The sequence below is a fragment of the Candidatus Nomurabacteria bacterium genome (genome assembly GCA_023898605.1).
GTDB lineage: Bacteria > Patescibacteriota > Minisyncoccia > Phycocordibacterales > UBA9973 > HK-STAS-PATE-34.
The window spans coordinates 221,833-235,074 of the sequence record CP060230.1 but is presented as its reverse complement, the minus strand read 5'-3'; the positions used below and the strand labels follow the sequence as shown (position 1 = coordinate 235,074).

Annotated in this window: 7 protein-coding genes and 1 tRNA gene; 6 read left to right on the top strand and 2 right to left on the bottom strand. The window is 39.9% G+C overall.

From position 1 onward, the window contains the following. The first annotated feature begins 47 nt into the window (after nucleotides 1–47). Nucleotides 48–1,085: a DNA polymerase III subunit gamma/tau gene (gene dnaX, locus H6791_01275; protein USN95044.1), complete on the top strand. Its 1,038-nt coding sequence runs from the start codon at nucleotides 48–50 to the stop codon at nucleotides 1,083–1,085. Here the strand turns inward: dnaX and H6791_01270 are convergent. Then, nucleotides 1,082–1,648 carry an alpha/beta fold hydrolase gene (locus H6791_01270; GenBank protein USN95043.1) on the bottom strand — a complete coding sequence of 189 codons (567 nt, stop codon included), beginning with the start codon at nucleotides 1,646–1,648 and terminating at the stop codon, nucleotides 1,082–1,084. The two genes, dnaX and H6791_01270, sit on opposite strands and share 4 nt — an antisense overlap. A gap of 3 nt (nucleotides 1,649–1,651) precedes the next feature. After that, nucleotides 1,652–2,215: a serine hydrolase family protein gene (locus H6791_01265; GenBank protein ID USN95042.1), complete on the bottom strand. Its 564-nt coding sequence runs from the start codon at nucleotides 2,213–2,215 to the stop codon at nucleotides 1,652–1,654. Nucleotides 2,216–2,285: 70 nt separating this feature from the next. Between H6791_01265 and H6791_01260 the strand changes: the two genes are divergently transcribed. From H6791_01260 to H6791_01240, 5 genes are all read left to right on the top strand, one after another. Beyond that, on the top strand, nucleotides 2,286–3,164 hold the full coding sequence (locus tag H6791_01260; protein ID USN95041.1) for a sigma-70 family RNA polymerase sigma factor: 879 nt from the start codon (nucleotides 2,286–2,288) through the stop codon (nucleotides 3,162–3,164). A 165-nt stretch (nucleotides 3,165–3,329) separates the two neighbouring features. Then, nucleotides 3,330–3,400 (top strand) — tRNA-Gln (locus H6791_01255). Nucleotides 3,401–3,482: 82 nt separating this feature from the next. After that, on the top strand, nucleotides 3,483–4,250 hold the full coding sequence (locus H6791_01250; protein ID USN95040.1) for a hypothetical protein: 768 nt from the start codon (nucleotides 3,483–3,485) through the stop codon (nucleotides 4,248–4,250). Nucleotides 4,251–4,415: 165 nt separating this feature from the next. Continuing rightward, complete coding sequence (locus H6791_01245; GenBank protein ID USN95039.1) at nucleotides 4,416–12,038, top strand: hypothetical protein; 7,623 nt, start codon at nucleotides 4,416–4,418, stop codon at nucleotides 12,036–12,038. Nucleotides 12,039–12,125: 87 nt separating this feature from the next. Beyond that, a complete protein-coding gene (locus H6791_01240; GenBank protein ID USN95038.1) occupies nucleotides 12,126–13,217 on the top strand; it encodes a hypothetical protein in 1,092 nt (363 codons plus the stop codon). Nucleotides 13,218–13,242 lie beyond the last annotated feature (25 nt).

Below are 13,242 nucleotides of genomic sequence, written 5' to 3'. Positions count from 1 at the left end.
GATTTTTTATTTTTTGAAAAAGGGTAAAAACAGGTTATAATCCTCTAATGCAAGAAGTGCTTTATCGTAAATATAGACCTCTAAAATTTGCCGACGTTATAGGTCAAGATCATATAGTCAAAGGCCTCGAAGTCGCTATCAAGAGCGGAGATTTGCCTCATGCCTTTATATTTTCTGGAGGAAGGGGAACAGGAAAAACTAGTGTTGCTAGAATACTTGCGACAGAACTAGGAATAAAAAAAGAAGATATATACGAGATAGACGCTGCCTCAAACAGAGGTATAGACGATATAAGAAGTATCAAAGAAAGTGTTTCTTCTGTACCATTTGCTTCTGACTACAAGATATACATAATCGACGAAGTGCACATGCTCAGCAAAGATGCGTTCAACGCACTTTTGAAAACTATAGAAGAACCACCAGCATACGCGTTCTTTGTTCTGGCAACGACAGAGTTTGAAAAGATACCAGAAACTATAGTTTCTCGTTGCGTTACTTATGATTTCAAAAAGCCAGGTGAAGCTGTGCTAGAAGAACTTGTAACTTCTGTTTCCAAAAAAGAAAAAGTTTCTATCGACAAAGATGCCGCAGAACTAATCGCGTTTCTAGGAGACGGGTCTTTTCGAGATACATTGTCCAACCTGCAGAAAGTTCTTATTTCTACAGATGAGAAAAAGATAAACTTTGATCACGTTGCAGAAATAACCGGAGCACCGAAAAAGATTTCTATAAGAAATATGTTGAGTGCTATTTCAGAATCTAGAGTAGAAGACGCGCTTTCTATAATAAGAGAAGAATCCAAGATGGGGCGAGATGTAGAGATATTTTACAGACTTTTTATTGCAGAGTTTAGACTGGCTCTTATCGCAAGATACGCACCAAAACTTCTAGCCGACTTTGCCGACTCATACAGTAAAGAAGACATAGATTTTCTTATGTCTATCGGTAGTGCAAAATCAAAAACTATAACTTCATCGTCTCTCGCAAAACTTATCGGAACACTTCACGATATAAGATACGCACCTGTACCATCTCTTCCACTAGAGATTGCAATACTAGAGATTTGTAGCGAAGCTACTTCTTAGTCGAGTAGAATCTTCTTGAGTTCTGGAAACTCTAGACCTATATCTTCTTCACAGAAGTGACCCTTGTCGGTGAATTCGTGATAGTTCGCGCCTGGAATGCGGTCTTTGAGGATTTTTATTGTTTCCAAAACATCTTCTTCGTCATCTAGTGAATACATGATATCTAGACTCTCTACTTTGTCCAAAATGTTTTTGTCTATTTCAAAATCAAACATTCCAGTTTTGAGATAACTCTTATTTGGATCAATCCATGGCGCGACAAGTACAACCTTGCCAACTTTTATGTCATTTTCCGAAAGGTATCGCAGTATCATCCCGCCACCACAAGAGTGTCCTACTAGTATCGTTTCTTCGTTTATAGGGAAGTATTCTAGAGTTTCTTTCCAAGAACTATATTCTGGATTGTAGGGGACTGGCATTTCTGGTGTTTGAGTCAAGATGTCTTTCAAAATAAGTTGTCTTTGTATCCATGGTACAAAATGTGCGTTTGAGTTTGATGGATATGACGGATTGTAATGACCCTCTTTGCTTGGCATCCCGTATAATATAATCGCGTTTTTCATATTTTATAAAATCTTTTTTATTTCTTCTAATAACTCTGGTAGTTCTTTGTATCCATCGTCTTCGGTTATATGACCAGCATTGTGTAGAACCACTATGTTTGCGCCAATTTCAGAAAACTTTTCTTTGTTATATTCGAAATATCCAAATGGATCATTGTCAGAAATAACAAGAGAAGTATGAGGAATAAGTTCTTTTAGTTTACTTGTATCTATCGGTGTTTCTATCCACGGCTTTGCAATTTCTGCTACCTCTTCGTCTTCCAAGTTCTCGAGATTGAACCAACCAGAAACAAAAAACGCTCCACCAACTTTTTTGTCAGATTTTTCTATCATCCTCATGATCGCTTGTCCTCCTATACTATGTCCGACAAAATAGGTATCTTCTAGATTTTCTCCAGATATATTTTCCAAGTGCGAAACCCAAGCATCTATTCTGGGAGTATCAGTCTCTGGCATCTCTGGCACGAGAACTTCGCACCCCAAGTTTTCTAACTCTGTTTTGAGCCAAGGCCTCCAGTCGTCTTCTGGTCCGCCACTCCAACGATGCACCAAAATAAATTTTTTCATATCGTGAATTATACCATATTTGACTTTTGTGCCTTTTGATATTAAATTTTTAGTAAATAAACAGTTCCTCATGAGACAATTGAAAATAACAAAAAAGATCACCAATCGAGAAAGTGAGTCTCTTGAGAAATACCTTCAAGAGATTTCAAGAATCGATCTACTTACACCAGAAGAAGAGGTTGAGCTTGCAAAACGTATCAGGGAAAATAAAGATCCTGAAGCTGTCGAAAGGTTGGCCAAAGCAAATCTTCGGTTTGTTGTTTCTGTTGCAAAACAATACCAACATGCTGGATTTTCTCTCAACGATCTTATCAACGAGGGAAACATTGGTCTTACTAGGGCCGCGTGGAAATTTGACGAAACCAAAGGTTTCAAGTTTATCTCTTACGCTGTTTGGTGGATCAGGCAGGCAATAACCCAAGCTTTGGCAGAAAATTCAAGGATTGTGAGATTGCCACTCAATAAGGTCGGCAATATTTCCAAAATCAACAAGGCTTTCAGTGAATTGGAACAAAGATATGAGCGTGAGCCGACAATGGAAGAGTTGGAAGATGCCATGGTTGGTTTGGGACTTGAAGAAATCAAGCTGACCATGAGTGTTTCTCTCAAGTCCGTTTCACTAAATGCTACCGTTGACGAGTCAAATCCAGACGCTTCAGAACTTGGCGAACTCGTTGCTGACAATTCTCCTCCTCCAGATAGAGAAGTTGATTATACAGAGTCTCTTTCTGCCGAAGTTGAAAACGTTCTTTCGGTGCTTACTGAAAGAGAAAAAACTGTCCTAAAAATGTTTTTCGGGATAGGCTTTTCAAGATCTTATTATTTTGATGAGATTGGGGATAGTATTGGAGTCACTAAAGAAAGGGTGCGTCAGATCAAAGACAACGCCATTACGAGACTAAGGATTCGTGGTCGAAGCGATCTTCTAAAAAAGTTTCTTGCACAGTAAAGCCGGTGGGTTACACCGGCTTTTTAATTGCTGATTACTTTGGTAAGGACTGGAAAAATATAGCTTTTTCTGTTAGTATTGCCTTTGTTATTGCCCGGTTCCGCCAAACCTGCCTGATGGTAGTCAGGGGCGGACAGGCGTCTAGTCGACGGGCAAAATAAATATTGCCCGGTCGTCTAATGGTAGGACACTTGGTTTTGGTCCAAGGTATCGAGGTTCGAGTCCTTGCCGGGCAGCAAATTATTTTAGCTTTGTTTTTCAATATATTTTCAAGCAGGTGTCTTGGAAGGTAGAACTTTTTGTCATATTATACTGAATATGAGTTATAGATATTCAAAGCTGACGAGGGCTTTAAAAAAATTGTATAGAAAGTTCAATCCTGTTCCTGGTTCACCTTGGACAAAAGGACACATTGATGATATTTGCAAAATAAACCTTGTTCCACCAGAAACCTTAAAAATTTTCTTTGAGAGTTGCATTAAAAGATTACAAGCAATAAAAGGTGAGGACATCGGGGATTACTTTGAGTTTGGTGTTTTTAACGGTTCTTCTTTAGGGAGTGCATATTTGACGGCAAAAAAGTTGGGTTTGAACAATATGAGATTTTTTGGGTTTGACTCATTTCAAGGACTACCATCAGGAACTGATGAAGAGCACGATGTTTTACAAAAAGGTTTTTATGTATGCTCTTTTGAGAAGATGCAGGATTGTCTAAAAAGAAGAGATGTGAATCCTGATGAAGTAACTTGGATAAAGGGTTGGTATAACGAAACTCTTAATGATGAAATAATACAGAGACACGACATAGGAAATATTGGAATTATTTTTATTGACTGTGACACTTATAGTTCTTCAAAAACTGTCCTTGATTTCTTGGTTCCAATGATAACGGAACCAGCTATTGTTTGTTTAGATGATTGGAAGTTATACGATATGGATATAAAAGGAACTGGGGAGTACAAATCATTCAACGAGTTTCTAGAAAGAAATACTCACATAAAGGCAAGAGAAATAAAGTCCTATAACAGAAAATCTAAAACATTCTTGTTAATACCTAGAGTTACAAAAGATAAATTAATTAAATAGTAAAGGTGGTGTAAGAAAATACCGTCTTTTCTAATAAAATAGAGGTTCTAACTTTGTCCAAGAGACCCAGCAAAATAATAAAGGGTTAAAAACCTTATATAAAATCAGGGGTTTTGGTGCTATAATTTCTATTGTTAGGTCTGTTTGGGATTCGACATATTTTTCATGTTAAATTTCCGCAAAAAGAGAAAAAAAGTAAATAAAAAAAGGCCTGTATACCGAGATGAAGTCGGGGGTCTTTTTATTGATCCAGCAAAGAAAATCCTTTCTCTTAGAAAAAGAGTACCCATAATCAAGATAGATTGGCAGGCATTTAGGAACCATCCTCACACAAGATTTATAAGCATCGCCGTTATGCTTATCGCTATTTTGAGTGGTTCATTCTTCTCGTTTAGAAGTAGAGCAACTATTGCAACATTTTACCCTGGAGATTGTTTGGGTAGTTGGAAATATGCTGACCGGGCAGAAGGAGCGCCTCAAGAGCCGTCCAAGAATTCTGAAATCGCTTCATACTCCGCAATACTCGCAAACTCTACTGGAGATATTTATTGTGGTAACTTCGGTGGAGATATTCCAAATGAAAAAGTTCCAGAAAAGTTTAGTTTGAACTTGAGTCTCTATGCTTTCCCAGAAGGCAAGATAAGAGACACCGGTCCAACTAAAGTAGAAAAAGAAGAAATTGAAAACGAAGAACAAAACATAGAAGACGCACTAGCACCTAGCGTTGACGATATTCTAGAAGGAGGTGGAAGTATAAATGAAATACCAGAAAAGAAAGAAGAAGTCGTAGAAACCAATACAACTGAAGAAACTCCAGTTTCTCCAGAAGAACCAGCAGTTGAAGAAACTCCTACTCCAGAACCTGAACCAGCCATCGAAGAAACACCAGCATCAGAATCAACTCCAGAAGAAACAGTTTCTTTCTGGAAGAGAATAACAAGAGTAGTTAGAGCACAAGAAGAAACACCAGAACCAGCTCCAGAACCTGAACCAGCTCCAGAATCTGAACCAGTAGTTGAAGAAACTACTGCACCGGAAGAAGTGACTGAGGAAGTCGTAGAAGAGACGATCATTGAGACCGCTGAGACAATTGAAGAACAAAACTCGGAAGAGATTACAGATTCCGAAAGTGAGGAAGTCGTAGAAGAAACTACACCGGCTTCAAAGTCTTCTAAAAAAACAGTAAAGACAAAAAACGCAAAAGACACATCGACTCCGTACTTGAAAGTTTTCCTTTCACTCGACGGATTCAACTGGCAAGAAGTCGGTGTTGTGACTTATGACTCACTACCAAATCCTTCTTTTGAAGTAGACAAGAGTCTGATCAGAAAGTGGGAGAATATAGATAACATACAGATAAGAGTTGTACCACTTGCAAACATAGACAGTAACATGGACTTCTTCCTAGATGGTATGTCTATCGATGTAGAGTACGATACACTTCTGCCTATTGACGACGCTCCAGAAGTTTTCATCAAAGACCCACAAGATATAGTTGAAGTAGACCAAGACTTCACACTAAACCAAAGTCCAAGCTTTATCATAAGCGAACCACTTTTGACAATCGAAGACGCGAGAGACTTGGTTTCAAAACAACAAGCCGATGTTCTAGAAGATAAACACGGGCTCTTGGGTGAAGTTGTAAAAAGTCTAGAAGAAAAAGACCAAAATGTTTTGAACCAAAAACTAGAACAAAAAACCGAACAGATAATAAACAAAGCAAAAGACATAATAGAAAAAAGCGATGGAGCGGACCAGCAAACTCTAGAAGAAAGTCAGGGTACAGTTGAACAAACTCCAACAGAGGAAGTGGTAGAAGAAATATCACAGCCCGACACAATCGAAGAAACTCCAGTCGCTCCAGAAGAACCAGTAGTTGAAGAAACTCCTACTCCAGAACCTGAACCAGTTATCGAAGAAGAACCAACACCAGAACCAGTCCCAGAAGAAACAGTTTCTTTCTGGAAGAGAATAACAAGAGTGGTAAAAGCACAAGAAGAAATTCCTGCACCTGAACCAACTCCAGAACCAGAACCAGTAGTTGAAGAAACTACTCTGCCTGAAGAAGTTGCCGAGGAACCAACTCCTGAAGTTATAGAACTTCCAGATACCGCAACTACTACAGAAGAAGTTATAGAAACAACCGACACTACAGAAGAAGAAATTGTAGAAGAAGATGTATATGTTCCAGAAACAGTTCAGATAGAAAGTCCACTAAACTATCTATTTGCAGGAGAAGAAGACGTAGTTTTCCTAGAGGATATTGAGCAACCAGAAGATATAAGTGTAGTTATATTTGACCCGTATGGAGACATGGTAGATCTTTCTTATAGTTTTAAAAAAGTTCTCTATGAAGGAATAGAAAAAACTCAAATCGTTGTAGATAAAAACCAGAGAGATTTCAAACCAGGAAGATACACAATAGAAGTTTCTGTCGATACACCACAAGCAAAAGTTACAACTCAGAAAGATTTTAGTTGGGGAGTTTTGGCGGTGAACTTCGACAGATCAGTGTACTACCCTGGCATGACTTCTTATATACAAATGGGAGTTTTGGATGATGGAGGTAGAACTGTTTGTGATGCTGATCTAACCATGTATGTTACAGATCCAGACGGAAATATCTCAACGCTGTCTACAGACAACGGAACAATAACAAGAGAAGAAGAGTGTGGTCCTGACAACATAATAAGTGTTCCAGACTACTACGCATATTTCGATACAACAATCGAAGGAGAATACAAAACTACACTTTCTGCAATAACAGCCAATGGGCAAAAAACAGTCAAAGATTCATTTATGGTAGATGAAGGAGTAGTGTTCGATGTAGAAAGAATTGCTCCTACTAGAATAAACCCGAAAGCAGAATATTCTGTCACTCTCAAAGTTACTGCAACAGAAGACTGGAGTGGAACAGTTATAGAAAGAGTCCCGCTAAGTTTTGATATAAGAAAAGGTTCTCAAGGTATACCTTATAACAACATAATAGAAAACCTTGGAGAGAAAGAAATAAGATGGAGCCTGTCTCTAACCGCAGGAGAAACTGCAACTATAAGTTATAGGTTCAAGGCACCACTTATCTCACCAGAACTATTTTTGATAGGTCCGCTTAGTTTCCGGTTTGGTGAAGAGGTTTTCTTCGAAGAGGGAAGATACTGGCAGATAGCCTCTGACGCAGTGGCCAACAATGGTGTTATGTATTACGGCGATACAAATGCCTCGAGTCAGGGAGTGCTCCGAGCAAGAGTTTTTACAAACCCGAGCACATTTGCAACAGAGATAAACGGAGCAACCTCAAACACGAGTTATGTTCAGTGGGTTATAGCAGATACATCTCCAGTCAGAGAAGAGATCATGATAGGAACACTTAAAGTTGACGGATCACTCTATGTAGAAACATGTACTACAGGTTGTGATGCCAATGGTGACTATACAGCACAATGGAATAACCCAGGTACCTCCGCCACCCAAACATGTAACACTCCAGGAACAGGAAGCTTTTGTCTTAGAACTTTTGATATAGCTTACGAAGCTCTTTCAGGAAGAGCGATGGTTGCATATTCTGATAACGTATCAGACAAAGTGTACTATGCACTTTGGGATGGATCATCTTGGTCACCAGATTCTTCACCAGGTACACCTAGTGCAACAAACGAAATAGATCTTCCCGGTTCGGCCGGTGCTATTTGGGGTATAAGATTGGTTGCTTCCGGATATAATCTTGCGTCAGAAAGAGCCGATAGAATGATGCTTTTGGTTATAGACGCAAACAGAGACTTGTTTGCATATTATTGGGATGGATCATCTTGGGATTCGGGTACTACAATAGAAACTCTTATGGCAGTAGCTTGTCAGTTTGCAATGTGTTTTGATGGTAACTGGCAGTTTACAGACAACTTCGTTCTTTCATATGCTGACTCTACAACTGGTGCTATAAAATACAGAACTTACAACGTAGATACTGGTTGGAGTGGCGAAAGTACCGCATATTCTACTAGCTCCAACGGACAATGGGTAGTTTCCAAAGCCGACCCTACAAGTTCGAGAGTTCTAGTTACAACTTCAGCCCAAGGTAACGATACCCGTTCTGCTGTGTGGAGAGGAGATGATTCTACTGATGGTTGGACTGTGTGTGCCGTGACAGACTGTCCTGACACTGCAACAGAAACAGTTGTTAGTATGCAGGCGTATACTGCGTTTGAAAGATTCAACGGAGAGGGTTTACATGTTTACAACGACGCGGGCACAACTAGAACAAACAACTACTTTACATTTACCCCATCAGGTACATGGGGGTCAAAAACCAGAACAGGTATTACAACATCTGACGACGCCCTAAACGTAAAAGCTTGGGGATCACCAAATGCAGATGACATAATGATTGCTGTTTCTGACGTGGACTGTGATTTGTATGCTCAGCTTTGGACTGGTGCTGGGCTTTCTACCGCCAACGCTGACCTCGAAACAAATCTTACAAACTATGGAGTAGCTTGCCCAAATAATAATGCTCCAGGTACTGATCCTGCTGGAGCTTCTTATCCATATGATTTTGCTTGGAAGTTTTATTCTCCATGGGGAAGAAACTGGAGGTTCTACAGTGACTATACTTCCAACACTCCATCTACTGGTATAGCGGCAGAAAACGCTACCGCTACTGGAGTGGCAGCAGAAGATTTTATAAGACTAAGATATCAGTTTGTTGAAACTGGTAGTTTGGATGGTGCGGATTTACGTAAGAAGCTTCAATGGACCACTGACGATCCAGATTCACTTACTGCAACATGGACCGATGTAGGTGATACAGGTGAGACAAGTGCGGTGTGGCGTTATGCTACAAGCGGTGAGACTTGTGGATCTTGTTCTGACAATACTGCTATCGCCACAAGTAATCTTACCGGTTCTACAGAAACTGGTGCATACATATCTGACAAGGATGCTACAGCAGGAAGTAACATGGACAACACTGGTCTTGCTATAACAGAGTATGATTATCCACTAAAAGCCGAGAATGTTACTTCTGCTACATATTATTTCCGAGCATATGATGTAGATATGGTTACACCAGTATGGCGATATCAAGCTAGTGGTACTACAGATTGTCTTTCTTCTACTTGTTCATATCCTTCTGTTACGATTAGTGCTGGATCTGGTGTCTCAGGGACTGTTTATAAATCTGACGAATCTACAGCCGCAACAACTGGGAACGGTGGTGACTGTGACGGAACTACCGCAAACGTATCACTTAGAGTAAACGGTGGAACAGCTCAAACTACAACCTGCTCTAGTTCCGACGGTACATATACTTTTTCTTCAGTAACAGTTTCTGCTGGAGATACCATAAGCATATATACTACGGGTACCAACAAAGCCAACCTTGTGTATGTTTCAAGTGGTAGTGGTGATGTGGGAATGGATCTTTATTATGACACTGTTGTAGTTGGTCACAAGAATGCAGGTCCGGCCACAATACTTGATCTTGTAGATTATGACAGTACTACAGACGATACAAACATGCTTTATGATGCGGTTGACTCTTCTCCAGATACTCTGACTGTAGAAGACGGAGTAGAGCTACATATATTGGACGGTTCAACATTTACACCTGGTGGTACTGTAACCACTTCACCTTCTTCATCGTCTTCTTCGAAAGATGGAGATATTCATATAGACGGGACAGGAACACTTTCGATGGGAACCAATGCACTTTCTGTTGGAGGAGATTTTACAAACGAAGGTACGTTTAGTTACTCTAGTTCACAGACAACTACGTTTACTGCGACTGCAACAGGTCATGTTATTACAGATGGTGGAGAAAACTTCGACAATGTTACATTCAACGGATCTGGTGGAGGTTGGGCACTTGCGGATTCATCTACTTTTGATTCTACACTTACTCTTACAGCTGGAACATTTACTCCAAGTTTTGATTTGACGGTTGCTGACCTTGATATTGGTGCATCTGGCACAATAACACTTGGCTCGATAACTCTTACTCTTACAGGAACAGATGGAACACCGCTTACAAACTCTGGTACTTTTAACGAAGGAACTTCTACTGTTATATACACGGGAAATAATGGAGGAGGAAACACTTCTATTGCTAGTTCTGTAAACTACTACAATCTTTCTGTAAGCAACGCATCTGAAACATATGTACTAACAGGGACAACTACTGTAAATGCGGCAGGTACTACAAATGTTTTGAATGGCACATTGAGCACTGATTCCGACTATACGCTATCTACCGGTAAACTTGAAATAACTAACGCTGGTAGTGCTATATTTGTTGCAAACGCATCTACAATATATCTTACTGCCACAAGCGGAACTGTTTTTACAAGAGGTTCATCAGCAACTTTTTCTGCGGGAACTTCTAGTGTAGAACTTACAGGCGCCGGAGATGTCTTTATAACAGACTCAAACACAACAAGTTTTTATGACCTTGTTGTAAATGGTTCTGGAACAAAAACACTCGCAGCGACTACGGGTATAACAAACAATTTTACAGTCTCGGCTGGAACGGTTGATCCTGACGGTAATACCATAACAGGTTCTGGTACAAATACACTTACTGTAAACGCTGCAACAATCAAAGTGGACCAAAGTGGACCAGGCGCGTTAGATAGTAACTATTCTAGTTTCGAAACAGTAACACTCAATACTGATTCGACAGTAGATTTTGATGCAAACGTAAATCAGGGTCTTGGTACTTATACTTACTACAATGTTCTTATAAGTTCTGTTAGTGCAACAAAAGCGATGGAGCAATCTACTACTATAAACGGAACACTTACAATGCAGGGAGGAAGTGGATTCAACACTTTTGATGATACTTATGACCTCGATGTCGGTTCTATAGATATACAAGCTGGAACATTTACTGCCAACGGATCAACTATTACGATAACTGGAGACTTTAGTAATGCTGGAACTTTTTCAGCAGATACTTCTTCTCTCGTTTTTAATGGGGCAAACACTGCAACTATTTCTGGTACAACTTCTTTCTATGACCTCACGCTTACTCATACTGCTGCAAAACAAGTCAACTTTTCTATAACAGGTAGTGCAATATACACGGTAACAGGTACATTTACCGTAACAGGTAGTAGTGGAAACCTTATAACTATAAGGTCTACCTCTGGCGGTACACAGTTCAACTTCAACCCGACAGGTACAGCGAGTGTTGATTATGCCGATGTTCAAGACGGAGGTTGTGAGGGTACAGCTATACAGATGTCCCCAACAAACTCTACCAACAGTGGTAACAACGACTCTTGTTGGTTTGATGCGTCACTTACATTCTCGATATCTGACACAACTATAGGATTTGGTCCACTTACAATCCTAAATGCAAGGTGGGCAACTGGAGATTTGAGTGGTTCATCTTCTGACGTTGCAGCTCATACATTTACTATACAAACATCAGCTTCCTCTGGGTACTCACTCACATATTTTGGAGATTTACTCAAGAGTGGTACGGATGATATAGATGCCGCTTCTATAACAAACGATGCGGATGGAGACCCTGGTGTTACAGAGGCGTTTGGTTTGGGGCTTTCTACAGATGGATCTAGTACGATTGCTTCTGGGTATGATCACAACGCTACTCCTGCAAGCCGTGATTGGAGCTGGGTAGCCAATACTTTGACTGAAATAGTCTCTAAAACATCGGCAGTCTCTAGTACAGAGACTATATCGGCTTATTATATAGCCAACATAAATTCACTTACTGTGTCAGGAGATAACTATTCTACAGATGTAACTTATATAGTTACAGGTAATTTCTAAGACTCTATTGTGGAAAAGTCTTGAAGGTAAGAAGGATAAGTATTATAATATAAGGGTATAAAACTTATAAGTTAAAAAACACATAAAATGAATAAAAAATTTTTAACAAAAATACTAGGTTCATACCTTGTAGTTGTCATGGCGTTTGGAGCATTACTCCTTCGACCAGAGATGCTTATCGCGGCATCTGTAACTTCTCTTAGAGATGTTCTTTCTACTCTTACTGCATCTACTGCAGCAAATCACACAATATACTTTGTTACACCGTCTGGAGTTGCAGCAGGTGAGACTATAACGGTTACATTTGACTCAGACTTCACAGGACTTGGTTCTATTGTAGAAGATGACGTTGACTTTGCAGAAGGAGACTCAGGTACTTGTACTACAGCCGGTTACACAGAAAAGACTACAGCCGCATCTGCTTCTGGTACAACATGGGGTGTTTCAATTGCCAGTCAGACTATAACCATAACTTCTGGTACAGACACTGTAACTGCAGCAAGGTGTGTAAGGATAGAAGTTGGTACAAATGCTACATCTTCTGGTACTGGTGCGAACCAAATATCAAATGGTGTAGCTGGAAACGATCACTCTATAACAATCGGTGGAACATTTGGAGACTCTGGTACAGCTGCTATCGATATTATTGCTGACGACTCAGTAAATATCACAGCTACAGTTGACCCTTCTATAACATTTACAGTAGACGATACAACAGTCGGTTTTGGTACTCTTAGTGCATCTACCGGTAGATGGGCAACAGGTGACACAAACGGTACCGATGCATCTGAAACAACTCCTACAGCAGCGCACACTATGACAGTTGGTACAAATGCTTCTTCTGGATATTCGATAACATATAATGGCGCAACACTTACAAGTGGTGCTAATACTATAGATGTTGCATCTGTAACAGGTGATGGTGATGGTACCCCGGGAACAGAAGAGTTTGGACTTTCTGTCTCAACTGATGGTGACGCTACGATTGCATCAGGATATCAGAGAGATGCCACCCCAGATTTTGCATTTGTCGCATCTACAGCAACAGAAATAGTTTCAGAAACTGGTCCTACAGCAACAGAGACACTCAGCGTATCATATCTAGCTAACATTTCTTCACTTACTGAAGCTGGATCATATTCAACAGATGTTACTTATATAGCAACAGCTGCTTATTAGAAAGTTAATTTTTAGAGGATTTATT

Bases quoted from the DNA above. Each gene is read 5' to 3' on its own strand.
- dnaX (USN95044.1), top strand. From the start codon at position 48: ATGCAAGAAGTGCTTTATCGTAAATATAGACCTCTAAAATTTGCCGAC.
- H6791_01270 (USN95043.1), bottom strand. From the start codon at position 1,648: ATGAAAAACGCGATTATATTATACGGGATGCCAAGCAAAGAGGGTCAT.
- H6791_01265 (USN95042.1), bottom strand. From the start codon at position 2,215: ATGAAAAAATTTATTTTGGTGCATCGTTGGAGTGGCGGACCAGAAGAC.
- H6791_01260 (USN95041.1), top strand. From the start codon at position 2,286: ATGAGACAATTGAAAATAACAAAAAAGATCACCAATCGAGAAAGTGAG.
- H6791_01250 (USN95040.1), top strand. From the start codon at position 3,483: ATGAGTTATAGATATTCAAAGCTGACGAGGGCTTTAAAAAAATTGTAT.
- H6791_01245 (USN95039.1), top strand. From the start codon at position 4,416: ATGTTAAATTTCCGCAAAAAGAGAAAAAAAGTAAATAAAAAAAGGCCT.
- H6791_01240 (USN95038.1), top strand. From the start codon at position 12,126: ATGAATAAAAAATTTTTAACAAAAATACTAGGTTCATACCTTGTAGTT.